The sequence below is a fragment of the Streptomyces sp. NBC_00178 genome (assembly GCF_036206005.1).
In the GTDB taxonomy this organism is placed as follows: domain Bacteria; phylum Actinomycetota; class Actinomycetes; order Streptomycetales; family Streptomycetaceae; genus Streptomyces.
In genome coordinates this window covers 7206704-7231916 of sequence record NZ_CP108143.1, presented here as the reverse complement: position 1 = coordinate 7231916, position 25213 = coordinate 7206704, and the positions used below count along the sequence as shown (strand labels likewise).

The window sequence follows — 25213 nt, the reverse complement described above, 5'->3', positions numbered from 1 at the left end:
CGGGACGTCCCAGCCACTGACCTGCGGGTACGGCGCCCGCCGAGTCCGTACGGCGGGACGACCGTACGCGGGGGCGGCCGTTCCTGCACCAGGGCGGGCTCGCCATTGGCCAACTGTGAAGGCTGATACAGAAGGAGGCCGGGACACGCGGGACCGGCCCCCGGCACACCCGAACGCGAGTGAGCGGAGACATGCCGCGTCGGAAGGCAGCCCGCGGGACTGCATCCACACCTACGCCAGTTGATCGTGCGCTTACGCAGATGAAGGACCGAGACGAAGTGAGCGGCAGGTCACTGCCGCCGAACCGGGCCGTCGAGGCGATGGCCCGCATCGGCGGTGACGACCCGAGCGGGGCGCTCGGATGACTGCACATTTCACGAGGGCTGGGCGGACATCACCACCCGTGGTGGCCACGTCCGACTGTCATGGGTTACGTGGGTCCGGCAGGCCGGGGAACCCGTCGGGATCTCCCTGGCCTGCCGGTGCCGCCGCAGCCCCATGCACCGCAGCGGACTGCGCCTCTGGCCGGTACGGCGTGGCTCTGCCTTCCAGACCTGCCGGTGCATTCCTGTGACGCCGCGCCCTGGGTCTGTGCGCTGCCCCTCGTGCTGGGGTCGGTGCCGCCTCCGCTCGGTGGGACACGGGCGGCGCGGATACGAATCCGACGCCCTGCGGAGGCCGGAGCAGCCGGATGTTGCCCTGCCCGGATCCGGCACGTCGACCGGGCATGCGGCGAGGGCGCCCTCACTGTCGGCGGGCGGGCGAACCAGCCACCCCGCTCACCGGCACCGGCACCGGCACCGGCACCGGCCCAGCCTGGCGGTGAACGCACCGGGGTCCGCCCGTGTGGGCAGTACGTCGGCTGTGCGGCCCGTTGGTAGGTCGGCATCAGCGCTCCGGTCTCTGCCGCCCTCAGCGGCGCCCCCACTCAGTGACGCGGAATCATGAGACGTCGGCCTCGACGTGCAGGACGCGGCCGGGTTCCTCGGTCCACTTCTCGCCACCATCGCGACTGATCAGGGCCCGGCCCCCACCGTAGGGGGTGGTGTCGCTGTAGGCGATGCCGAAGGCGCCCTGTGTGGTCGCGGACCGGACCACCAGCGCGAAGCGGTCGCCGGCGCGAACCTGCAGCGGCCGATCGAGCTTCAGCTCGGCCCATCGCGCGGCCCATGACACCTTGTCGGCGGGGATTTCCACGGAGGCAACAGTGGTGCCTGTGCCGTCTGTCCGGGTACGACGCAGGTCGAGGACGAGCGGCGCGTTCGGGTGTCCGGACTGGAAGGTCGTGAAGCGCACCGCTCGCAGTCGGCCGGCGTCCGGCATCGTGATCTCCTGCGCACGTGCGAGTCCGCCGGCGACGTCCCAGTGGGTGCGATATCCGGCGTCCCCGGTTTCCAGCTGGCTACTTCGCTTCTGCGGGTTGCCAGGGCGGACCGGCACGGTCAGGCCGTAGGAGCGGCCGCACTCGATGGGCCGGATGGAGCCGTCACCGTTGAACTCCAGGGGCTGCCAGTAGTGTTTGGCGAGGGCCTCGTTCGCCTTCGCGTTCATCCACACGTCCGACTGGTAGAGGTAGACAGTGCCGGAGCTGGTCTTGAGCGGCAGGACGTCTGCCGGCTGACCACCGCACGAGGTTGTGGTGATGTTGGTGCCGGTGATGGTCGACTCCGGGCGGTCCCACTTCGTCAGGCCGCCGGAGAAGTCGTCGGACAGCAGTACCGTTCCGTCGGCACCGGTGACTGTGACGTCGTCGATGCTTGCCCTCTCGCCATCGCTCTGGCTCTCGCGGAATCCGACGCGACCGTGGTCGCTCGTGGTGTCCACCGTGGTGTCCACCAGTTGGCCGTCGATCCGGGTTTCGATGCGTGAGCCCTCGACCGTGATCTTCACATCGTAGGACTGCCCGGTGGTGATCGCCATCGGCAGCTTCACGATCGCGGCCGGCTTGCCCGGCACCAACTTGGTGAGGTTGCCGCCGACCGCCCCCTGGTGCGGGTAGTTGCCGATGAGCCACTGGTAGCTGCCCGCAGCCGATCCGCGTACGGCGAGGCCGACCTGCGCGTAGTCGCCTCCCACGGCTCGCCTGGGCGTGACCTTGGCTTCGAAGGAGTAGTCCCGCCATTCCTCGCCTTCTCGGCTGAGACCGACACCACCACCCTCGATGTTCATCATCCCGTCGGAGACCGACCAGGCGTCGCGGCTGGCACTGCTCCCCGACCAGGGCCCGAGCGGGGTCGGCGCGGTGACGTATCCGGTGCCGGTGGTCATGTACCCACGGTTGGGGTCGGAGTAGGTGAGGTAGTAGGTGCCTCCCCGCTCGAAGATCGTCGGCGCCTCGGTCGAGCGCAGATTCGTCCGGGTCCAGTGGCCGGTGCCTGTCGTATAGGTATCGTCAAGGCGCTCGATGATGATGTCGCCGCCCCGGATCCAGTCGGTGAACGCGAGGTAGGCGACCCCGTCGTGGTCGACGAAGACCTGGTGATCGCCGTAGTTCACACCACCGGGCGCGCCTTCGGGGGCCGCGAGGTCCGGCACGGCCACCTCCTCGAACCCACGAGTGGGGTGGTCGGAGGTGAAGACGTGGTAGCCGACGCCGGTGTCGTAGGAATTGATCCACAGCACGTACTTCCGGGTCTTCTTGTTGAACACGACGTGAGGCCGGTAGCAGCCGTACGTGCCGCCGTCACACCGCTTCTGCCAGGTCTTCGAGGAGGCGTCGAACAGTGGTCCGCGCGGTGTCCAGTGCACCAGGTCCGGCGAGCTGTAGGAGACGAACCCGCAGAAGGGAGCCCCGGGGGTGTTCCACTCGTAGCCGCAGCCGTAGCTGGTGCCGTAGAGGTAGTAGGTGTCGCCGAAGCGCTGGATCTGGCCGTCGTGGGCGTCGATGGCGTTGCCGTTGACGTCGAATCGTATGGTGGGGTTCCCGTCGGTGTCCTGGTTCACCAGGGTGACCGTCTTCTCGCCGGGTCCCGCATGGGGTTTGCCTTCACCGGCCGGAGCCGCATACGTCGTCTGCGCCGCGGAGAGCGCCAGGATCAGGGGCAGCCCGATCCCGGCCAGCTGCCGGCGAAACCGCGCGGTGTTCCTCATGTCGTTCCTCCATGGGTCGGATCAGAAGCAACAGGCTTGGCCCGTTGCGCTGGAAGGCGTGGGCCGCCTCGACTCGCTCGGCCGTCAGACGGTGACGTGGACGAACGGCAGTCCGAGCAGGTCGGCGACCGCCTGAAGGTCCTTGGCGCGGTGCCCGACGCACAGGGCCCAGTGATGGCCTATGCCGGAGGCGCTCCATGCGTCTGTCCACTCGCCCGGATCGCAGCCGAAGTCCACGCGAGAGGTGGTGTTGCCGATCTCCAGCAGGGGGCCGGGGACCACCTGGCCCTGCGAGGCGATCACCATGTAGGTGCCGTCCGCGTCCTGGCCGAGCCCGAACGTGGTGACGGGGCCGTGCCGTACGTCGAACTCCACGCTCACGCCCCAGCCGCGCTTGCCGTGGTAGACGCCGAGGCCGCGCAGCAGCGGGTCGGCGCTGCTGCTGGCGAGGTGGGCAGGGCCGTCGTGGCCCATCTCGACGACGTCGTCGTCGAAGTTCAGTGCCTGAAGTTCGGTGAACGACCCGCCCGCGCCGAGACGGTCGGCCATGAGCATGGCCAGACTGGTGCGCAGCTCGTACTCACCGGCCACAGGTATGCCGCGCGCGGTGAGCAGTGAGGCCCCGAGGATCATCCCGGCTCCCAGGCGTTCGTGGAGCTCGCCGTCGAGGCCGCGGTGGTAGTACGCCAGGGAGTCCAGGGCGAAGTCGTCGACCAGGCGGTCCAGGCCGACCGAGACCTTCGCACCCCAGCGCAGGTCCTCTTCGACGACGGAGGTGTCGAGGGTGAACACTTCACGGGCCAGGGCCACGCGCGCGTCGACCTGCCGTTCGGTGACCTCGGCGACGCGGATCCGCAGGTCGTCGACTTCGAGGACCTCTACATGCGAGCCGAACTGGGCGGAGACGAGCGTGAGGTCGGTGGACACGTCGAGCATGCCGGGGTAGAGGTGTCCCATCAGCCCGTGCCGTGCGTGCCGCATCGCGGCGCGCACGCCTGCGGCGCGGATCCAGCGTTCGATTCGGGTCCAGGCGTTCTCGTCGTGCAGATGGCCTGAGACCGACCGGAAGGGGATGCGAGCCCGGCGGAAGACGTTGGCGATCTCCGGCAGCGGGCACTGACCGCAGTAGGCGAGCCACTCGCCCGTGCCGAACGTGGCGTGGTCCATGGACGCGGTCGGTTGCAGGTCGATGAGCAGCACGGGGGCCTGGCTGCGCTGGGCGACCGGCAGGACCATCGAGGCGGTCAGATAGGTCGTGAGGAAGGTGACGATCAGGTCGCAGTCTGCGGATCGCAGCTTCTCGGCCGCCGCGGCGGCCTCCTGCGGGTCGGACACGAAGCCGACATCGACAACCTCGCATCCCATGCCGGAGAACCGGTCGCTGACCGAGCGGGCCGAGTGCTGCAGTTGTTCCAGCAGGCCCGGGAACTGAGGCCAGTACGCGCCAAGTCCCCCGGCGACGAGGCCGATCCGGGTCTTGCGCGGGGTCGTGCGGGGTAGCCCCGCATCAGCGGGTGCGGGTGTCTCCATGGTGACGGTTCGGCTCCTTCGGAACGTGCCGCAGCGGCGGACGCCAATTTGTAAAACGTTTCAAACGCGAGCTGAGAGGGACCGTAGGGCGCCCGCGGCGAGGCGTCAAGAGTCCGTGCAGGAGACTGAGTTCCCTGTCGTACTGCGGGTTGACGGTCCCCGTCGTGGTCTCAGCACCGCCGACCGCGACCGGCCAGGGCCCGGGGAACGCTTCACCCGCCGGTCGGTGGACATCAGGCCTGTCGGCGCCACCGTGCGTATGTCACGGGCGCGAGAAGTCCGGCAAGCCTGCCTCTGATCACACGGCTTCATGGCATCCCGAGGAAGGGCGGGCACGGTCTTCCGAGGGATGGGCGGGCACCTCGGGTACATCTCCTGGCGCCCTGCGGTCGGTTGGAGGCCGGTGAGCTCGACCGGCCGGTGTGCACCGAGGTGGCCGGGAGCTCCCGGCTCACCAACGAACTGGGCATCGACAGGACGGTGCGCCACCTGCGCACACGTCATGGATTTATGCACGCTGGAGGAGTCACGATCAACGCACCGCGGTAATCGAAAACGCCGGCCGCTGTCAGTGCGCTGCCACCGGCGGTCCCGTCGTCGACCGCCGAGTTCCCTGCCGCCGGGTAATACGCTCGCGCGCATCCGGCAGGTCCCCAGGAGTGCGCGACACGAAACCCGGCTGCCAGCAGGCGGTGTTGGCGTGTCGCGTGCAGTGGTCCCGGGATGTGGTCTCACGCGACACCCGGTGGGGCGGCTCCCCGGCCGCCGGCCCGATGCGGAACGAGTCCTCGGCGTCGGCCCCCATGACCAGCCATTGCGCCAGCTCACCGCGGACGCCTGCGGTCGAGCTGCCGTCGCCAGGCCCGTCCACGCGGCGGCGCTCGACAATGCACCGTCCCGGGCTCCGGACGCAGGCTCCGGTCAACTACCGTTTCGACGGGCCCTGCTGACGTCGACTCATTAATGTGAGCGTCGCAGTGCCCGCTTCCGCGCCGACGCGGACAACGACGTGAGCCGGACAGGGCCCCGCCCGCACGGCATGGTCAGGGTGCGGAATCGCGGACGACGAGAGTGGGGGCGAACACGTGCGAGGAATGCGTGTGTGCACCCTCCGCCGCCTCCACCTCGTCGAGCAGCAACTCCACGGCGGTTCGGCCCAGGTCTTCGACGGACTGACGGACGCTGGTGAGCGGCATCCCCGACAACATCGCCACATCCAGATCACCGAACCCGGCCACCCGGACGTCCGTCGGCACCCGTACGCCACACTCCAGCAGCCCGCGGACCAGCCCAGCCGCCAGGAAGTCGTTGGTGCAGAACACGCCGACGGGCAGGTGCGCTGCCTCTGCGAGCGAGCGGGCCACAGCCACCCCGGTGTCCAGCGTCATCTCCCGCACGGTGACCTCCACCAGCCGGACATCCGGCCGGTCCCGGACCACTTCTTCGGCGCCCCGGTAGCGGTCGGCGCACTGCTGGATGTCCCTGCTGCCGTTGACCACCACGACGGTCACCTCGCCGTCGGTTCCGCCCGGGTGCCCCGCGCGGTCGGCGAGGAGTTGCTCGACTGCAATCCGGCCGCCTCGTTCGTCGTCCACGGCAACCGAGCAGCCATCTGTCGTGGAGCCCGCACGGTCGGTGGTGACCAGCGGGATCCCGCGTCGACGCAGCCGGGCAAGACGGTCGGGGTCGGCGGCCACCGGAACCACGATCACGCCTGCGGACCGCTGATCGGCGAGCATGTCGAAGTACCCCTGCTCACGCTCGGGGTCGTCGCCGCTGTGGCACAACGTCAGTGAGTAGCCGCGCTCATAGGCCGCGTCGGCCGCGCTGCCCGCGATCCGCGCGTAGAAGGAGTTGACGATGTCGGGTACCACCAGCCCCAGCGCACGGACCCGGCCACTGCGCAGCCCGACCGCCCCCGGGTGCGCGACGTAGTCCAGCTCCCGCACCGCACGCATCACGCGCTCCGACGTCTGCGCGGTCACCCGCCCGGGACGGTTGAGCACGTTCGACACCGTGGCCACCGACACCCCGGCCAGGGCCGCAACGTCCTGGATCCGGGCAGTCCGCCCTACAGGGACCGATCCCCCGACCCTCTTCACCATGTCACCGCCCTCTCCCCGTCCCACAGCTGCACACCCTAGCCAACCGCGACATCCAGTACTCGAGCGTGGTCCACTTCACCGCCGCGCCGACTCGGGAGCTTGCGGTCAATCCGCCGAGCCTGGCCGCGCTCGTGGGTCATGGGAGGCGTTCAGCGGGTCAGGTCGTCCCAGGTGGCGCGGCCGACCAGGACGCGGAACGCGCGGACTGCGGCCTGGCGGGCGGCAGCAGCCAGGTCGGGCAGGAAGTGCTTCAGGTCACGGTAGGACTGTTGCCGGAAGGAGGTGTACAGGCCGCCGCACACCGCGAAGGGCAGCGCCGTGAACAGGGCCGCCTTGGGATCGGCAGACAGCGCCACGCCGAAGGCGGGCAGCACGGTGCCCGCCGCCAGGAGCAGCGTCCTGGCAGTCGTGCCGCCCGCCAGCGGCAGCAGCGCTGCGGCCGGTGCGGAGGCGGCCAGAACCCACGTTCCGGCGGCACTGTCCGGGGCGAGGCCGGCCAGGCGCAGGGCGAGCGGGGCGGCGGCTGCCACGGTGGCCCAGTACGCCAGGTTCCACGGTGCGCCCAGGGCGCACCGGCCGCGTAGTACAGGGACCTCCCCGCAGGAGCCCGCCGGGGCCCCGGTGGGCGGCGGCCCGGGTATGAGGGTGACGCCCCGCACATACCTCAGGAGCAGGAGCAGGTGAGGCTTGGCCCGCAGCGCGGGCGAGGCGTACCACCGGAGCGGGTGCGGGGCACGGCAGTACGCGCTCGCCTCCAGGACCCAGGTGAGCAGGACGAACATCGTGCCCAGGCCGTAGGCGTAGAGGGCACCCGTCCACACGAGTGAGTCGCCGACCAGCAGCCCGGCGGCGTGCGCGCCCACCGCGTAGCGCAGGGCGTATCCGGTGCCCACCAGGGCCCACAGCCCGATGGCGGCGGCCCGCTGTGTGCCGCCCGGACGCGCCTCGACGGCGCGCAGGTACTCGTAGAGCACCCCGGCCACTGCGATGACCGCGGTCGCAGCCAGGAGGCTGCGGGTCACTCCGGCGGCAGCGGCGATACCGAGGGCGGTGATGAGCCGCAGCGCGGCGACCAGCGCGCTGCACACCACGACCAGACGCCGCGCCGCCGGATCTGCGGGGTGGGGCAGGCGCATGCGAGCGGCGGCTTCGGGGTGGGTGGCGTCCTCGGCGTAGCCGCGGATGTCGTTGACCTGGTATCGGGCGGCATAGACCAGATACTCGACGAGGAGCACCATCAGCAGCAGCCGTTCCCACTGTGGTGTCAGATCGCGGGCGAGGACGACGATGGTGAATGCCAAGGGCACCAGGAGCCATTTGACCCAGTCCTCGGGGCGGGGCAACACCAGGTAGGAGACCAGGCCACGTCGGCGGGGGCCGCGCGGTGGGCTACCACCGAGCAGACCGGTTCCCTGCCGGGCGGCGAGCTGCCGGGCCAGGTGCAGGAAGGTCGAGCGGCCTCCGACAGTGGCGGAGGCCACGTCGGCGACGAGCAGCATGAAGGCCCAGCCGTAGGCGACCGCCATGACGACGCCGGTGCGGCCACCGAGGCTCACCGCGACAAAGGCCGTCAGACCGGAGAAGACCAACAGGGTGATGAACAGGATCAGAAAGCTGAGGATCCGGTACCGGGAGCGGCCGCGGCGCATCGTGGACGCCTCGGCGATCAGTGCGGCGTACGAGGGGGAGCTGATGCCGGCACCGGTCAACTCCCTCAGTGGGACGGCGGCCGCCCGGCGCAGCTCCGCCTCCACGGCCCGCAGGTAATAGCTGCGCACGGTGGCGACCAGGCCGAGAAGTTGCAGCAGCGCCAGGGCGGCGAAGGGGATGGCGGGCGCACTTGCCAGGAATAGGATGGGCGCCTCGGTGCAGTTCTTCGCCCGGTCGTTGAGCTGACACGTCTGAGTCAGGACAGTGGCCAGGGCGGCCAGGAGCGCGACGACGATCCCGGCGACTGCCGCCTGGATGGTGGCGAAGGTGCGCTCGTCCTCCCGCGCCATCTCGTAGTCCGTCTTGAGGACCTCGAACTCGCGGTCCGAGATACCTGCGGTGCCCCCCACGCCCACCCCGCCCTCCAAGCCCGCGCGGGCGGCTCCCGCACTGCCAATCGAGCAAATCTACCTGCGCAGGCGCCGAGTTGAGGCGGTATGAGCTCTTCTGCTGCACCGCGCTCTGTGCGCGCACCAGGAGAGCCACCCCGACGCAGGCGTGGTCGCCGCTGACCACCGCGTCCAGAACATGCCACCCGCGGAGGCAAGCCGGCACCGCGCGACAGCAGGCGCACGCGGCAGCCAGGACGAGCCTGACTGCCTCGTGCACCAGCACGGCCGGCACGTGGTGATCGGGGTCAAGAGCGCCTTCACGCCCGACCGGCGGGCATGCAGGCGGTCTGGAGCGGCACGCGTACGCGGCAAGATCACCCGTCCTCCTCCTGCGGAGATGGTTCGGCGGACGGTGACGTGGCTGCCGTTACGGACGCCGTCGAAGCGGTAGCGGTGTCCGGCCCCTCACCTGGTGTCCGGCCCCACACCTTCGTGCCCGCAGTCCGGTCAGGTGGGTGCGAAGTCGATGATGACTCGGTGACTGACACCAGTGACGACCAGGTGAAGGTCCATTTCCGCTTGGAGACAGACGAGGAAGGCCGGCCACTGGCGAGTGTCGACGCCCTGTGGGCCTCTGGACCTTGCCGACGGCACGGTGGGCTGGACAACACTCCCCGGTTCGCCCGCTGGGTCGCCAGCGGAGACATGATCAGGGTTCGACCGGATGATGATGGTCTTCTCTGGCCGGGGAGACGGTTCAGCCTTCGCAGAACTGCACCATCCGACTGATCGTGCTGACGGATAACGGCGCTGCTGCCGCCCGGGCGAGCGTGCTGGAGGCCTTCCATCGCCTCGGCACGACACGCGAAGGCATCGAGCGGATCGGAATGGTGCTTTGGGGCATCCCCCCGCAGGCGGACCTGCTGAAGATCCGCGAGCTGTTGGAGCATGGTGAGGCGGCGGAGTGGTGGCATTAGGAGGAGGAGTGTGTCACCGCGGCCTGGGAGGCCATTGCGCGATCGTGAGGACAGCCGTGCCCCGTCGCGGTCTGCGGTGAGCCGAAGACAGGTACGCCCCGGGCCACGCGGTAGTCACAGCCACCGCGCCCGCGCGCACCACCCGGGCCGCACGAGGATGAGCGCTGGCTTGGCGACGCTCGGCCGCCGCCCGAGTATGCCCATCAGGACTACCCACCTCACCGACTTTTTGACAGGTGCCCACTGATCGCCTACCTTATAGACGACCGGTCGTCTTGCGTGATGGCCGCACTCCCCCGCCTCACCTGCCGACAGCGAACGGAAATCGCCGATCATGACCACCCCCGTGAAGCTCGCAATCGTCTACTACTCCTCCACCGGCACCATCACGGAGATAGCCAAGGAACTGCACGACGCCGGCGTCAAGGCCGGTGCCGAGGTCCGTCTGGTCAAGGTGGGCGAACTGGCCCCCCAGGCCGCCATTGACTCCAACCCCGCCTGGGCCGCCAACCACGCCGCCACCGCACATGTTCCCGAGGCCACCCCTGCGGACATCGAATGGGCGGACGCAGTCATATTCGGCACCCCCACCCGCTTCGGCAACGTCTCGTCCCAGCTGAAGCAGTTCATCGACACCCTCGGCGGACTCTGGGCCGAGGGCCGCCTCGCCGACAAGGTCTACAGCGGCTTCGTCTCCTCCGCCACAGCGCACGCCGGCCAGGAGTCGACCCTGCTCGCCCTCTACAACTCCGTCCACCACTTCGGTGGCATCGTCGTCACCCCGGGCTTCACGAAGCCGGCCAAGTTCGTCGACGGCAACCCCTACGGCACCTCGCACGTGGACGCCCAGGGAACCAACCCCGTCGACGAGACCACCCGCACGGCTGCCCGCATCCAGGCCGAACGCGTCGTCGCGATGGCCGCGAGGCTCAAGGCGGCGGCCGAGGCCGCGTCCCGCGTCGAGGAAGACGCCCGCGTCGAGGAGGAGCGCCCGCGGCGCTGGTGGCAGCGTCTGCGCAAGTGACGACGCACTACCCTCCCGGGGCGTCGCCTGGTGTGACGTTCCGGTACAGGTGGTGGGCTGTTCCGGCATGCGCAGTCCGCGCCGACTGCGGGATCGTGGCCGAGGCCGAAGCGTGGCCGACCGTGCACCATGCCCTTACGAATCCACCACGAACGCAGCCCCGACCTCCACCACGGTCTCCTGGCACTGACCTGCTGCAACGAAACGATCAGTCAGTGCCGTGCCCGGGTGGCGATCAGAGTGGCGGCCGTGCCCGCAGTTCCGTACAACGTGAACAGCAATCCCTCTCCTAAGAGGTCTTTGCGCTTCACCTTCTGGGCGTACGTGAGTTGATCGTACGTGGCCGTGCCGGTCGATTTTCCGCTGCTGGTGCTGTAGCCGAGCGCGCAGGTGTAGCTGGGCCCGCATGGGGCCGGGGCGAGCCTCGCCGTCCCTGTCCTCCTGTGGCCCCGGGCAGTATGGGGCGCCATGGGCCGCCCCGGCCCTCAGCAGGGCGATCACCCCCCACGCCAGCGGGATCATGAAAAGTGCGATGAACACTCCGCGTAACCTCATTGCGGCACCCTAGTGCCGTGACCACCTCGGGCCGCTGCGCCGCCGGTTGGCTCCGACGCCGACATCCGCGAGCGTGACCCGGTCCCAAGTTGCGTCCCCCGCCACCCACGTTGACGACGGCTTGGGCCTGCGGTGACCTGGCAGGACGCCAGGACCGTGCAACGCGCCGCCCAGCCTTTCCCGCCAGGCGGCGCCTGCCCCCCTCGGCGTCGCTACGAAGCGTCCTCGGCCACGCGGGCATGCACCGCCGCGCGCAGGCTACGGGGGGTCACCTTCAGGGCGCCCAGTACTTTCAGGCCGCGGCCCTCTCCTGCGGCCAGCATGCCGAGGAGGATGTGCTCGGTGCCGAACTTCTCCTGGCCCAGCGCGCGGGCCTCGCTCAGGGTGTGTTCGAGCGCCTTCCTGGCATCCGGCGCGTAGGCGGGCCTGGGGTACTGGAAGGCTCCGGGGCCGAAGTTGGTGTCGGCCTGACGCTGGATCTCCTCGACGTCGATGCCGAGTGCCGACAGGGCATCCTTGGCAGGTTGTCCGCCGGTGGCGACGATTCCGTCCGCCTCCAGGATGCGTACGGTCTGCTCCCTGGCTTGCGCCAGCTCGACACCCTCCTCCCGCAGCACATCCCCGGCCGTGGACTGGTCGGTGCCGACCAGCCCGAGCAGCAGGTGCTCCGTACCGATGAAGTCGTGCCCGAGGGCGATCGCCTCGTCCTGGGACAACGTAAGGGCGTGCTTCGCCCGGTCCGTGAAGAACTCGAACATCTACTTCTCCTTGCCTTCGGCCTTGCGCCTGCTCGCGTGCTTCTCGTGCACCGACTGCCGGCTGACACTCAGCGACGTGGCGATGCTCTGCCACGACCAGTCCTGGTCGCGGGCGTTGTCGACGTGGACCCGTTCGAGCTCTTCCAGGAGGCGACGCAGCGCAACAACCGCCTGTAGTCCCACTTCGGGGTCCTTGCTGGTTACCTGGCCGACCAGCGAGGCCGGTGTTTCCTCAGCTCCCATGCATGTCAGGCTGCCCTGACATGTAACCATTGTCAAGAATCCCTGACATGAGACCCGGAGCATCGGTTTCGAGCTCGGAGAGCCGGGCGGGCATCTCGGGGTTGATGTGGAGCATTGGGCAGCTGACGCATGTTTCTCTGAACCAGCGGCTACGGGGCGTTGAGGCAGCCGGCAAACCTGTGGCACATGAGTACCGTCCCGGGCCAGGATGCGGCTATGCGTGATGTCCAGAGCGATCCCGAGTTGCAGGATCTGGTTCGGCGGTTCGTCACGCCTGGTCGGCGATACCTTCGGTTGGGCGGGAGCGTTTTCCGGTTGAGCCCGGTCGAGCGCTCCGCGTTTGCGCGGGATCTGGCTCAGGCTGCGTACGAAATCACTCCGGCGGAGCTCGGCGTCCTCTTCGAGGGTGGATGGCGCGAGCGCAAGACTGCCGCCTGGCTGGTTGCTGTGGCCCACAGGTCCGAGTTCCGCAAGCTCATAGGCCGGCTCCTGCTGGCCAGCGAGGGGCCGTATGCGGGCGCGGCATACTGCGTCGCCCTCGCGAAGTTCGGTACGGCAGCGGATGCCGAACTGCTCAGCGCATACCTTGACCACTACTTGTCGCGTCCCGACCTCGACTACGACCAGGCAGTCGTCCTTGGGACGCTTCTGTACCTCGATGAGATTCTCGGCTCCGAGTACACGACACGGTTCCTTGCCCCGGCCGGTCCCTGGGACCGATGGCTCGAAGTCCGGGCCGTGGCGGCTCTCGACCCGCATGACCGTATGCAGGCGGTGCAGCAACTGTGCGCTTTCGTCGACGAGACCGCTGAGCTCTTCGCCTCGCTGGCCCGCGGGATCTGATCATGACCGAGTGGGACATCATCCTGAACGAACTCGCCCAGGGACTGCGCCCGATGTCACAGGGCATCAAGTGGTTCGACGCCCACAGCCTGGAGGAACGAACAGGCCGACATGCTCCTGTTCCTGCGCCATTACTGCATGCAGGCGCGCGCCGTCACCGAAGACGGACCGGAGAGCATCCGACGTGCCGGGCTGCGACCGACGCACACCCCGGCGGTCTTGATCAACCGCGGCCCGATCGACCAGCAACTGGGGAAGATCGCCGGCCTCACCCTTACCGACGAACGACGCAAGGCGTTCCGGCTACTGGTCGAGGTCCTCGCGGTCGCAGACGAACGGCGCCGCGAACGCTTCTGCTCCGGCGGATGCGGTCACTGGTGGCACAACCTTTCCGTCGCCTGCGGGTGAGGACGAGTACCCCGCCGCTGGCCTCCGCCCCTGGATTGCCGGATCCGAAGCCGGGCTGGACGATGCGAAGGCAGAACAACGTGTGGCTCCCCGGGGTGACCGCGAAGCCGCTCGTCCTGCGGGCACCATCGCGGGAGCGATGGCTCTCTGGGCAGTACATCATCGTGAACGCGCACGACGACGAGATCGAAGCAGTCAGCACCCACCTGCGGAATCTGGCACTGAACGACTGCAGTCCGCTGACGGCCCTTCATCTTTTCCAGCGGTATCGCCACCCGGTACTGCGGCGCGATATCAAGCAGGAGTCGATTCCCAGGAGTTAGCGGGCGCGAGCGTCGCCGACCGCTGGCCGGGCTGGATCTCCTCGACGGACTCGCCCGCCGTCCAGGGCCGGTGACGGTACGGGGCATGGCGTCGGCGATGACCGGGCGCCGGCCCCGGCGTGTTTTCCCTTGCGGGCGGGATCGAGACTTCGACGGTGGAAGCCCGGATGCACTCCCGCTCGGTCCCGGCCATCGCGGCGAAGAATGCGAACAGCTGCCGACCGGGCCCCCGCCAAATCCTACTTCTCCTCCGGCTCCCATACGCGAAGCAGGTCGAGCAGCCCCGCGTCTCCGTCAACGTGCAAGGAGTCGGCCTGGATGCGGTCGTACAAGTAGAGGACCAGCTCACTGGCTGTGCCATGGACGGAGGCGCCGGCCGCATCCGAGCTCTCACCGGTCGCGGCCGTCGGCGCAGGGATACGGGTGACGCGTGCGCCGTCGGCGTCGACCGCGAGGCGCCAGGAGCGGCCCTCGGAGGTGTGGAAGTCGAAGGCCGTGGGCTTGTGCGGCCAGGCACTCGGCGTTGCGCAGACGGTGAACAGGAACTCCTCCACACCGTCGAGTGCCAACGCGACCGGCAGCGGCTGCGGGGCGCCCCCGGCGAGCTGGGCGTCGTACGTGTGCACCGCGGTCTCCTGGACCCGGTGCCGGGCAACACCACCGGACGTCTGCGGTGACTGCGACGCAGGCCACCACGTCCAGCAACCGTTCTCCGGTCCCGCCTCGCGCAGCGCGCTCAGCAGAAGCTCCGTCGACGCGGCCAGCCAGGCCGACAGTGCCTCACGCTCCCGCGGCACTTCCAGGGCGGCGCGCGCAGCAGCGGCCTCGGCCGGGGGAGCGTCGGCAGGACCCGCGCCGACGATGGCGCCCCAGAAGCGGTCTCCCCCACCCAGGTGCTTCACCAGATCGAACAGCGTCCACCCGGGGCAGCTCGGCACCTGCACATCGAGGCTGGGCGCGGCAACGACCGCGGCGCGGAATGCGGTCGACCGTTCGTCGATGAGTCGCAGCAGGTCAGGGAACTCAAGGTTCTTTTCCACGCCGGATGTCTATCACTGCGCCCCGTGCGACCGCATGCGGATTTTCACAACCGGCGCGGCGGGCGCGGGACTCGGGACTCGGGCCGCGCACCCTCGGACGGCACGGTGCCCTGGTCTCAGGCACGGCATCGGTCGTCGGTCGAAGCAGCTCGATCGGGGATCCCGTTCGGACACCCCCTCGGCATCGGAACAAAGAGAACAGCCACTCATCTCTGAGCCAACCCCAAGGCACCGCAAGCACGTTCGTGGCAGGCCAAGCTATTCAGGCTTTGCCTTCAACGAGGTCGGGGCGCTGCCACGGCCTCTCGGCCGGCGGCGCGGAAAACGAGTTGCTCGCGGGCCGGGGCCTCGATCATGATCCCCCGCATGGACCTGTAACGGCTGCCACGAAGCAAAGCCAACCTGTCGCGCGGTCGACCCCGGAGCCTGACGACTCGGCCCCGAGGCGATGACTCGCGCCCTCGTGTGCATCCGTCATGTCCCAGGAGCCGCAGCCTCGCCTGCGAGGGCTCCTGGTCAGTCCTGAAAGCAACCACATCCATGAATACTGACCGCAAGGCCCTGTGGGCCGTGCGTGAGTCCGCGCTGCCCACCGTCATACGCTCCTGCCCGGACTGCTCCGGCAGCCGGCACCGGCCCTCGGGCAGGATCCGTGTCAACGCGAGCGGCAAACTCCTCGACGTCTGGCTACTCCTGAGTTGTGCAGGGTGCGACCGGACCTCGAAGGTGCCCGTCCACGAGCGCGTCCACGTCTCGTCGCTGGAGCCCGCTCGCCTGGTGGCCTACGAGAACAATGACCCAGCCGTGGTCCGGGAGCTGACGATGAGTGCGTCGCTGGCCGCGAGGAACGGCTACCGCCTCGACTGGACCGGCACGTGGGAGGTGGAGACCCGCACGCCCCTCTACGCTCTCGACGACCCGGCACCGTTCAAGGTCCTGGTCAGCTTCGAGCTGCCTGCGCCGGTCCGGGTCGAACGACTGCTCATGCTCGGGCTCGGTCTCAGCCGGAGTGGGGTACGACGCATGGTCGGGGACGGGCGTATCCACCTGCCGCTGGCCCTGGACGCCAAGGCTCATCGTGACTTCGAGCTCACCATCCACGATCTCGGTTCCCTCGATGCGGCGAAGCACTCGAAGCTCCTCGGCACTCCGACCGACGGGCGCACCGACCTGACACGCGTCGGGCTGCTCGACACGCCGCAGCACGTGCGGCGATCGGCGGCGGGAGCGTAGGAGCGGGCAGCAGGGCCTTCTGGACGGGACGTTGGCTGGACAACCTTCAAGCTGCCAGGAGGCCCTGCGCTGTTCGGCACCAGTCATAGCGACCCGATCGAGACTCCCCCAGGACCGGGACGGCAACAGTAGCTCAAGGCTCGCAGCCTCGTGTCACTTTGCAACGCGCCGGGTTGAGCCTGTCTCATGCGCCAGAACGCGGGCCGCGCCCCCAGTCGTGCATACCACTGCCCGCCGACGCACCGGCGTATCTGCTCCAGCGCACCGCCCCGCTCGCGAAGGGCTGGGCACGGAGCATCGACGTGGGTCCCGTCTCGGCGGTCGACAGGGCAGGCTGCCCTGTCGACCGGCACAGCCGTCTGGTGACGGGGCGGACGGTATCTCAGCCCGCAGCTTCGAGAGTTGCGCCGGCCGATCCCGCACTCCCGGAAGCCGGCAGCCCCCGCCGACCAGTCGGCCTCACCGCTCGAGCCTCAGCTCGGGCAGCGGGAAACCCAGGGCCAGAGCGGCGTCTGCAGGAGTAGGTTGCTGCCAGTGCTCGGCTACCGCTTCGTGCGTTGCCAGGGAACGCAGTTCAGCGCGGTCGAGATAGAGCGTGCCATCAAGGTGGTCCGTCTCGTGCTGAACGATTCGTGCGGGCCAGCCTGTGAACTCCTCGTCGAAGCTCCGTCCGGTCTCGTCCTCCCCGCGCAGGCGCACGCGCTCGGGCCGTGCAACGACGGCCTGCAGACCGGGGACGCTCAGACATCCTTCGAAGAACGCGGCACGGCGCTCGCCGACGGGTTCGTACAGCGGGTTCACCAGCACCCGGAAGGGAAGAGGCACTCGGCCACGGATGTGGCGTACTTCCGCGGGCATTTCCGGACGTGTTCCGCGCAGCTCGGGCGGCAGCTCCACCGGATCCTCGATCACGGCGAGCCGCAGCGGGACCCCGATCTGCGGTGCCGCCAGACCCACTCCGGGCGCGGCACGCATGGACTCCTTCATCGCCTCGACGAGGCGAGCCAGCAGCTCCGCACCGAGCTGTCCTTCGTAGGACATGGCCGGCTGCCGCAAGACCGGATTCCCGGTACGGACGACAGGCAGGGGGCGGGGGCCGGAGAGAAGTTCCTCAACAAGATCGACAAGCATCCTGGTTTCCATCGCTACAGCATCTCAAAAGACCGGATTCGGTTATGGACCTGCCGAGTCGGCGACCGTCCGCGACGAGCGGACTGCCTCGCTACGGCCGTTGAGCGCAGCCCGGACAGCATCTGCGCCGGATCTCGAAGCCGAGCAACTCGCAGCCCGTACCAACGAGTCACAGACGACGAACGAGGGACTGGAGAAACGACCCGCCGTCGTCGAGTTCGACCAGGGGCCCGCATGATGCCGCCGAAGGCTCATGCATCCGCGCAGGGCAACGATGCGCCGGGCGGTCGCCTGGCAACCAGCCTGCGCGTCGTTCGTGCCGGCGTCGTTCGTGCCGGCGTCGTTCGTGCCGTCTGCTGGCGTCCCCCGGCCATCGTCGTCCCGGCTCAGCCGTCGGCACCGGCGCCGTTCCCGGTCGTCGTAGTCGTGCGACGATGCCGACCCTCGTGAGCTGATCGAAGGGCTGTCCAACCTGCGCTCGAACCGCTCACTGGACAGCGGTTTCATGGGGCGACATCCATCCGACCCCGGAGCAAGGTTCTCACGCCGCTGGGGCGTCCCGTGCACCTCGTCTCCGTGAGCCCACGCAGCGGCCGGGTTCAGATGGGACGTGCGACCGCCGGGGTGCACGCCGGCCCATCGCGGCTCGTCCGCGACAGCTCAGTGGAACGCCGGCAACGCCATGAGTTCGACGGACAACCCGAGGGTCCCCCAGATGAGGATGTCACCGACCGGACGGACCGGACGGCCTTCGTCCTCACGCAGCACGGCCATGTGGACGGCAAGGCAAGCCGGCACCGACGCGGCCCACAGCGCACCCGCAGTCAGCGACCCGGCCATGGCGAGTTGCCGCCACTCGTGGGTTCCGTTTCGCAACATCAGGGCCGCCACGGGCAGGCCGATCACGGGCAAAGGCGGGAGCGCCGTGCCGGCCACCACCCACCACCACCTTCTCCCGTGCCCCGAGAGCCGCCCGAGCCGGTGCCCCAGAGCCACAGTCGGCAGCACGTATACGGCTGTCAGAAGCGCGCTCACAGCCAACAGCACCGGCGGCCCGACCACCAGCGTGAACAGAATCAGCAGCAGCACACCCTCCGGGGCACCGACGAGCCGGGCGGCCCACGCCACTGCCACCGCCATCGCGGGAAGGACCACGCAAAGCACAGCCATCGAGATGGACGAAGGTGCTGCCCCCACCCGGTCGGCCGCACGTCTGCCCCACACATGTGCCATCTCGCCCCCTGCCCCGGTTCACACAAGCCGCACCACAAACAGGCTGCGGGCCCTCGACCGCCACCCTACCCACAACTGAACACGTTCAATAGTGGATCGGCGGGTCGTGCGCGGGTGCTGTTCCGACGGGTGCGCTGCTGCCTCCCGGCTCGTCGACAGCCGATTTCACCACCGGGGGGCCGATTCGCTTCCAGGGTGCGGTCCCGCCCAACTGACGTACAGGAGCGGGTGAAGGGCTCGGCGAGGGCTTGCTGACAGCGCCCATGCCGCAGCGCAATTCAGCCCCTTGATCCTGGTCCACCCTGCTGCAGGGCGATCAGTCCGGCCGCCGTCCGCTCGAAGCCACAGACATCGACGTAGAACGAACTGTGGTGTTCCTCGAAGTCGACGTGCAACCACTCGCACGCCGCGGCACGGGCTTCATGAGCAGCAGCTGCGATCAGCGCCCCGCCGATGCCGCTCCGCCTGCGGTGCCGGGCGACCACGGTGTCCAGGACGAAGGCGTGGACTCCGCCGTCCGAGATCACGTTGACGAAGCCGATCAGCAGGCCGTCTTCCCGCGCACAGACCCAGCCGAGGCTGTGGCGCTCAAGCCGTTCCCGCCAGTCGGTCCGAGTGACGGGGTGGCCGAAGCCGTCGGCGTGCAGCGCGTCGAGGTCAGCGTTGTCGACGTCGCCCCGCCACTCGTACTCGATCGTCATTCCTCGATCGTAGGTCCGGGCCAGGTGCGGCACCTCGCGATCCCCTGCGTCCAAGGAGCCTTGTCAGCCGATGGGCACGGGAGGCGCCGCCTCCGTCCTGGTCCGGTGGTCGTCGTTCCGGTCCGCTCCCCGTGGTGCGCTGCCGACGGTCCGGGCGGCCTCCGACTCAGCCGTGCAGACGGGCGGCCTCCTTCTTGATCTTCGCCGCATAGGTGCTGACCTTGACGTAGAGGCCGGGATCGCCGGGGTGTCCGCAGGCGCTCTCCGAATTGATTCCGATCTGGATCCACCGGTCCGTCACGTCGTTCTTGCGGAACAGGGGGCCACCTGAGTCGCCGTTGCAGATGTCGACACCGCCGGCGCTGCCGCCACCGGCACAGATCTGCTTGCCGGGGTAGAAGTCGCCCTCGTCGCCCCACGACGATGCCGCGCACCCCGCGTCGTCGAGGAAGGGGACGGTGGCTTTGCGCAGGTACCGCTGCTGGTCGCCTCCGAACGACGTCGATCCCCAGCCGGAGATGGTGAAGTCGCCGTGGTTGTACTTCGTCGTCTCCGCGATCTTGAGGGTCGGCAGGTTGATGGGCTTGGCCAGTTTGATGAGCGCCCAGTCTGCGGGCACCCCTGCAGCCTTGTACACGGCGGCGGACTTCACCTTGACGGCCGCGGTGCTCTTCAGGTCGACGGAGCCGGCGGTGATGGTGAGTGAGGTGTCGGGTCCGCTCGCCTTCACGCAGTGGGCGGCGGTGAGCACAAGATCGTCGGCGTAGAGCGAGCCTCCGCAGCCCACGGGGTCCAGCCGCACCATGAAGGGGAATTCTCCCTCGGCCGCACGGGTGCCACCGATGATGGAGGCGCTGGGGCTGGGCCCCTTGGTCTGGGCGACGGCACCAGCAGGCATCGAGCCGAGCGCGGCGATCGAGATCGCACCAAGGACAGCGGCCCGCTTGACGTGCTTGAGCTGTTGCTGCATCGAGAGTCCTCCTCTTGTCGTGTGTGTCCCGGAAACCCACCGACCCGCTTCCTCGCCCGACGGGGCCGGTCTGGGCTCCGTCGGCCGTCCGGGTCCCGACGCCCCCTCAGGGCGTGCCACCCGGGGGCGGCAGGCGGTGCAGGTGCCGCCGGTCGAGGGCGGCTTGACGGCCGGGCGGGCGTTTCCGCTTCCGGGTGTCCTCGACGTTAGGCACGGCGATCGCCTGCGGAATCATCAGAAAGTCGGTCGGCGGCAGACCATGGTCTGCCGTCTGCCTTCCGGATCGGCCTTCCGGATCGTCGACCACCGCCTTGGGTCGTCCGGGCGACACCGCACGGAACGGCGCACGAGGTGACAACGGGGCGAGGCCGCGACTCGTCGTATGACGCGCAGCAGGCGCGGTTGATGGGCCGGTGCACCAGGCACCCGCCGATCAACCGCGGCGACCGTTCTACGAGTCGGTTCGCCCGGTCCTGCTCGACCGGGCCGCGAGAGCCGACGCCGCGACGGCCGCGGCCGGGGCGGAGAGCAGGAGGGCGGAGGCGCCGAACGCCTCTGCCAGTGCAGCCCCTCCGAAGGATCCCGTCGCGAAGCCGACCGTGTTCATGCTGTTGGCCCAGCCCTGGACCTCATGGTCCGTGCCAGGGGGCGTCACCGAACCGAGGACGGTGAAGTAGCTCGCGAAGACCGAACCGATGGCGAGGCCCGCCGGGATGCAGACGAGAGCCACCGCGAACGGGCCCAACAACATGGCCGCCCCGATCCCGCTCGTCCCTGCGGCCAGCAGTACGAGCAGGGTCGGGAGGCGGGTGGCCCGGGCGCTGCGCAGCCTGCCGAGGGCCAGCGTGCCGATGATGCTGCCGGCCGAGAGCCCGGCCAGGAACCAGCCGCTGGCGGAGGCCGCGTGCTGCTGCTGGGCGTAGACGGGCAACGACACCTCGGTGGCGGCCAGAGCTGCACAGAACAGGAACTGAGCACCGAACAAGCGATACAGCGGAGCGTTCAGGACACTTCGGTGCCGTCCCTCGGCAGGACCGGGTGGCGCCGCCGCCCAGTCTGGCAGCTTGGTGAGCAGGACGACCGCGAGCGTCATCAGTACGGCGTTCAGCGCGAGAGGCAGCACGGGCGCGAAGGAGGTACTGAGCCAGCCGGCCAGTACGGGACCGGTGATCAGCGACAGATCCATCAGGGCTGATTCCAGGGCGTTGGCCGAGGCCCGTCCTCGCTCACGGTCCACCACGGTCCAGTGGGACCGCAGAAGGATGCCTGCCGGTGGAAAGAACGAGCCCATCAGCAGCGCTGCGGCCAGGACGAACGGGAGCGGGGCGGTGAAGGCGGCCAGGGCGCCGATCCCGGCGATGCCGGTCACGTAGCCGGCCAGACAGATCCGCAGTACCCGGTGTGCTCCGTGTCGCGCAGCCTGCCGACCGCGGATCGGGCTGCTGATCGCGTTGGCGAGGAGCACGGCGGCGACTACGGCGCCGGCCTGGCCGTAGGAGTAGCGGGGCGGGACGAGCAGGAGCACGCTGACGGGGAACATGCTGATGGGCCACTTGGCCACGAGGCTGGCCGTGGCCAGCCTCTTGGCGCCGGGTACGGCCAGTACGTCCCGGTAGGCGGCGAGGGGCCCGTCGGTGGGCCGTGGAGGGGCGTCTCCGGTCGCCGGCTGCTCGGGAGACTGCGGGTCCGGCATGTCAGTGGGCTGCCGTGGTCACGTCGGTGACGTGCTGGGGCAGGTCCGGCCGCGTCTCCACCCGCACCAGGGACCTGATGGCGGCCAGGGTGGCGAGGACGGCTTCGGGGTCGGCTCCGTGGACGGTGGCGCTGAAGGGAATACTGACGTTGTCGTTGGTCGCCGGGACGTACTCGCCGGGCGCATAGCCGAGTTCGACGTTGTCCACCCCGGGGAGGGCGGCGGCCTGCTCGGCTCCGTGAACTGCGACGAGGGTGCCCGGGCCTTGCTCGTTGTGCACGACGACCGAGCCGAGGCGGACCGGGAAGCCGGCCGGCCGGTCGAACAGGGCCGGCCGCTGCCCGAGGTAGCAGGCGATCGTGTCGTGGAAGGGGCGCAGCCCGCCGTGGGCGGTCCACAGGTCGACGGCCGGGCCGCCCGAGAGCCGGGCTCCTACCTCGATCAGATAGACGCCGTCGGGGGTGCACTTGACCTCCGTGTGGCTGGGGCCCCGCCGGATGCCGAACGCGTCCAGGACGCTGCGGGTGTACTCCTCCACGCGTGCGCGGTCGGCGTGGTCGGGTCCGGCCTGGACGATGTCCCAGAGGGGGAAGTCGTAGTCTGAGTCGTCCGGACGACGGTACTCCCACATGTCGACGAACCGGTGCTCACCGTCCGCACTGAAGAAGTTGACTGCGAACTCCCGTCCTCGCACGTAGCGTTCGACGAGCCAGGCGCGTACGGGCTCGTGGTAGATGTCGTGGGCGGCCGGTGGCTCCCGCCCCTCCAGGTCGGCGGCGGTGGAGTAGACACACACACCCTGGGAGCCGGCGCCCATCGTGGGTTTGACGATGACCGGGAATCCCACCTCGCGGGCCGCCGCCGCTATGTCGTCGGCCGAGTGGACGAGTCGGAACTCCGGGATCCGGACACCGGCGTCGGCGGCGTGTGCCCGCATCACCGACTTGTCCCGTCGCGCGCGGGCGAGGGTGTGGTCGTTGCCGGGCAGACCGAGCCGGTGAGCCAGCACGTCGGTCAGGTGCACCGCGGGTTCCAGGCAGGGAACCACCGCCCGTGCGTCGACGCCCGAGGCGGTGATGAGTCGCTCGGCCTCCAGCGGGTCAGCGGAGTAGAAGGACAGGTCGTCGCCGTCGGCGTGGCCGTCCGGGGAGGCGAGGAATTCGTTGGTGTACAGGGAGACGACGGAGTAACCGAGTTCACGGACAGCGGTCTTGAAGGGCTTCCCGTGCTGCCGCACCGGATCCACAAGGATTACCGCGGGTGGGCTGGTGGTCATGTGCCGTCTCTCCTTGAGGTGTGGCCTGCCGGGGGTACCGCGGGCCGGGGGCGTGCTGTCCGTCATTGTTCAGGCCGGTCGGGCGGCGGGGACATGTACGTCCAGACCGTTCCGACGGGCGGCTGGACGGCCGAAGGTGCAGATGGCCCGCCCGGTCGGTACGACGCTGGGACTGGATCGCCTCTTCCGCGGGTCCGAGTCCGCGGTCACGTTGCCGCAGGGCCATACCCGCAGTCACGTAACTGCACTGCGGTCACGGATCCGGCGAGTGTGTCATCGCGAGCTGTCTTGATTGCGACGGTGAACGAGCAAGAGACGGCCATGACAACGCTGTCTGCCCAGCAGTCAGCTGAGTCGCACTGCTCGTGCTCACTGCACCCGTTTGCGCACCAGCCGTGGATTTGATGCCTGGTACGCCCGAAGCTCGCAAGATGTGCGACTCCTTGACACCTGACGCCTTCACATGTTCTTCACTACACAGGTTCAAGCAGTAATACGCACTCCCCCATCGCACGCAAGCAGCGTCAGCTACTTTCGGCCACACACACGTATTTCGCGCCAACATGGCGTGGCGGCGAGGTCTCACTCTCCGGTGGAAGGGCTTCCAGGAATTACGATCTCCGGTCAGTACGGGGGCTTCACCGCATGCTTGCCAGCAAAGGACGAAAATGTCTCGGTCTCACCCCACCCTGCGCACCGATGTGTCCGTTCACACTGAGCATCGGGAGCCGATCGATCTCGAGGCACACATGTCGTCATCTCCCATCCCCGTCGTGCTGTACGGCGGAGACCTCCTCACCCGTGCGGGTGTGATGGCCCACATAGGCCATCAACGCGGGATATCCCTGCTCCTGGACAGGAATCGTGCTGCCGACGGCCCCGCGCGCGGCGTGGCCTTGGTGCTGGACGACCGGCTGGACGCCCCATCGGTCACCAGATTGCGCAAGGTGACCTCGGACCACGCGAAACGCGTGGTGCTGGTGGTCGACGAGCTCGATGAGAACCGCTTGAACATAGTTGTCGAGGCAGGTATCTCAGCGGTCGTCTGGCGCCATCAGGCCACGCCCGCCGGACTGGTGAAAGCCATTCAGGCCACGGCCCGCAACGAGGGGAACATGCCGGGGGATCTGCTCCGTCGGCTCCTCACCCACCTCGAGCGCCGGGCGCAGGGCACGGCTCTGAGCACGGTGGCGACCGGCCGCCCCACCGGCCGCGAACTGAACGTGCTGGAACTGGTGGCGCATGGACTGGCGACCAAGGAGATAGCGGAGCAGCTGGGTTACTCCGAGCGCACCATCAAGGGCGTCCTGCACGACACGATGACCCGCCTGCACCTGCGCAATCGCGCGCACGCGGTCGCATACGCCATCCGGGAGGGCTACATGTGACGGCCGGAGCGGCGGCCCGTGGCGCACCCGACAGGGGTGGTCGCAGGCCGCCGCGGCGGCTACCGCCTCACGAGCGCAGCAGTGCGAACAGTTCGCTGCGCAGGGTGCTGTCGTCGCCGAACGCTCCGAGGAACGCGGTGGAGGTCATCTCGGCGCTGGCCTTGATGCCGCGCATCGTCATGCAGAGGTGCTCCCCCTTGGCGATCACCGCGACGTCCTGGGTCTCCGTGATGTCCGCCACCTCCTGGGCGATGTCGGCGACCAGCCGCTCCTGCACCTGGAGGCGGTGGGCGTGGCGGTGGGCCACCCGGGCGAACTTCGACAGGCCGAGGAGCCGGTGGGTGGGCCGGTACGCGATGTCGACCGAGCAGTTGAACGGGAGGAGGTGGTGTTCGCACAGCGACCACACCCGGATGTCCGAGACCACCACCATCTGGCTGGTGGTCGTGGTCTCGAAGAGGGTGTCGATGGTTCCGGGATCGTAGTCGATGAACTCACGCCACCAGCGCGCGAACCGTTCGGGCGTCTGTCGCAGCCCGTCCCGGTCGGGGTCCTCCCCGATCTCCTTGAGCAGGCGTTGCGCCAGGTCCACGAGCGGGTCGGCGCCGCTCTCCTCGGCTCCGGTCCGCGGTACGACGGTGTTCATGGTC

20 protein-coding genes are annotated in these 25213 nt (G+C 69.0%); 6 read left to right on the top strand and 14 right to left on the bottom strand.

Translation table 11 applies throughout. From position 1 onward, the window contains the following. Positions 1–942 precede the first annotated feature (942 nt). The 4 genes from OHT61_RS31670 to OHT61_RS31655 form a co-directional block, all read right to left on the bottom strand. Complete coding sequence (locus OHT61_RS31670) at positions 943–3090, bottom strand: family 43 glycosylhydrolase (protein WP_329042936.1); 2148 nt, start codon at positions 3088–3090, stop codon at positions 943–945. Between the two features lie 84 nt (positions 3091–3174). Further along, positions 3175–4620, bottom strand: coding sequence for an L-fucose/L-arabinose isomerase family protein (locus OHT61_RS31665; RefSeq protein ID WP_329042934.1), 1446 nt, complete (start codon positions 4618–4620; stop codon positions 3175–3177). 1043 nt (positions 4621–5663) lie between these two features. Further along, on the bottom strand, positions 5664–6725 hold the full coding sequence (locus tag OHT61_RS31660; RefSeq protein ID WP_329042932.1) for a LacI family DNA-binding transcriptional regulator: 1062 nt from the start codon (positions 6723–6725) through the stop codon (positions 5664–5666). A gap of 149 nt (positions 6726–6874) precedes the next feature. Then, positions 6875–8785, bottom strand: coding sequence for a hypothetical protein (locus OHT61_RS31655; protein ID WP_329042929.1), 1911 nt, complete (start codon positions 8783–8785; stop codon positions 6875–6877). A 773-nt stretch (positions 8786–9558) separates the two neighbouring features. On the opposite strand from OHT61_RS31655, the gene OHT61_RS31650 reads away from it, so the two are divergent. Together OHT61_RS31650 and wrbA are read left to right on the top strand one after the other, a co-directional pair. Then, positions 9559–9744: a DUF4265 domain-containing protein gene (locus OHT61_RS31650; RefSeq protein WP_329042928.1), complete on the top strand. Its 186-nt coding sequence runs from the start codon at positions 9559–9561 to the stop codon at positions 9742–9744. A 334-nt stretch (positions 9745–10078) separates the two neighbouring features. Beyond that, entirely contained in the window at positions 10079–10768 is a 690-nt protein-coding gene (gene wrbA, locus OHT61_RS31645; protein WP_329042927.1) for an NAD(P)H:quinone oxidoreductase, read from the top strand. A gap of 767 nt (positions 10769–11535) precedes the next feature. Here wrbA and OHT61_RS31640 read toward each other — a convergent pair. Together OHT61_RS31640 and OHT61_RS31635 are read right to left on the bottom strand one after the other, a co-directional pair. Beyond that, positions 11536–12081, bottom strand: a complete 546-nt coding sequence (locus tag OHT61_RS31640; protein WP_329042925.1) for a Clp protease N-terminal domain-containing protein — start codon at positions 12079–12081, stop codon at positions 11536–11538. Beyond that, positions 12082–12324 (bottom strand): hypothetical protein, encoded by a 243-nt coding sequence (locus OHT61_RS31635; protein WP_329042924.1) that lies wholly within the window; start codon positions 12322–12324, stop codon positions 12082–12084. A gap of 216 nt (positions 12325–12540) precedes the next feature. Between OHT61_RS31635 and OHT61_RS31630 the strand changes: the two genes are divergently transcribed. Both OHT61_RS31630 and OHT61_RS31625 read left to right on the top strand, forming a co-directional pair. Continuing rightward, positions 12541–13167 (top strand): DUF6000 family protein, encoded by a 627-nt coding sequence (locus tag OHT61_RS31630; protein WP_329042923.1) that lies wholly within the window; start codon positions 12541–12543, stop codon positions 13165–13167. Positions 13168–13278: 111 nt separating this feature from the next. Then, positions 13279–13575 (top strand): DUF5958 family protein, encoded by a 297-nt coding sequence (locus OHT61_RS31625; RefSeq protein WP_329042922.1) that lies wholly within the window; start codon positions 13279–13281, stop codon positions 13573–13575. A gap of 562 nt (positions 13576–14137) precedes the next feature. Here the strand turns inward: OHT61_RS31625 and OHT61_RS31620 are convergent. Next, positions 14138–14938, bottom strand: coding sequence for a maleylpyruvate isomerase family mycothiol-dependent enzyme (locus tag OHT61_RS31620; RefSeq protein ID WP_329042920.1), 801 nt, complete (start codon positions 14936–14938; stop codon positions 14138–14140). A gap of 540 nt (positions 14939–15478) precedes the next feature. Between OHT61_RS31620 and OHT61_RS31615 the strand changes: the two genes are divergently transcribed. Continuing rightward, a complete protein-coding gene (locus OHT61_RS31615) occupies positions 15479–16171 on the top strand; it encodes a DUF1062 domain-containing protein (RefSeq protein ID WP_329042918.1) in 693 nt (230 codons plus the stop codon). A gap of 459 nt (positions 16172–16630) precedes the next feature. Here OHT61_RS31615 and OHT61_RS31610 read toward each other — a convergent pair whose 3' ends face one another. The 6 genes from OHT61_RS31610 to OHT61_RS31585 form a co-directional block, all read right to left on the bottom strand. Next, entirely contained in the window at positions 16631–17314 is a 684-nt protein-coding gene (locus OHT61_RS31610; protein WP_329042917.1) for a peptide deformylase, read from the bottom strand. 648 nt (positions 17315–17962) lie between these two features. Beyond that, positions 17963–18442, bottom strand: a complete 480-nt coding sequence (locus OHT61_RS31605) for a hypothetical protein (protein WP_329042916.1) — start codon at positions 18440–18442, stop codon at positions 17963–17965. Positions 18443–18813: 371 nt separating this feature from the next. Further along, a complete protein-coding gene (locus tag OHT61_RS31600) occupies positions 18814–19236 on the bottom strand; it encodes a GNAT family N-acetyltransferase (protein WP_329042914.1) in 423 nt (140 codons plus the stop codon). Positions 19237–19402: 166 nt separating this feature from the next. After that, on the bottom strand, positions 19403–20206 hold the full coding sequence (locus OHT61_RS31595; RefSeq protein WP_329042913.1) for a S1 family peptidase: 804 nt from the start codon (positions 20204–20206) through the stop codon (positions 19403–19405). A 451-nt stretch (positions 20207–20657) separates the two neighbouring features. Continuing rightward, positions 20658–21899 (bottom strand): MFS transporter, encoded by a 1242-nt coding sequence (locus OHT61_RS31590; protein WP_329042911.1) that lies wholly within the window; start codon positions 21897–21899, stop codon positions 20658–20660. A 1-nt stretch (position 21900) separates the two neighbouring features. Further along, complete coding sequence (locus OHT61_RS31585; protein WP_329042910.1) at positions 21901–23175, bottom strand: ATP-grasp domain-containing protein; 1275 nt, start codon at positions 23173–23175, stop codon at positions 21901–21903. A gap of 749 nt (positions 23176–23924) precedes the next feature. Here OHT61_RS31585 and OHT61_RS31580 point away from each other — a divergent pair. Next, the gene (locus OHT61_RS31580; protein WP_329042908.1) at positions 23925–24563 is read left to right on the top strand and encodes a helix-turn-helix transcriptional regulator; all 639 of its coding nucleotides are present in this window, start codon (positions 23925–23927) and stop codon (positions 24561–24563) included. 67 nt (positions 24564–24630) lie between these two features. Here OHT61_RS31580 and folE read toward each other — a convergent pair whose 3' ends face one another. Beyond that, positions 24631–25209 (bottom strand): GTP cyclohydrolase I, encoded by a 579-nt coding sequence (folE, locus tag OHT61_RS31575; RefSeq protein ID WP_329043448.1) that lies wholly within the window; start codon positions 25207–25209, stop codon positions 24631–24633. Positions 25210–25213: the final 4 nt, after the last annotated feature.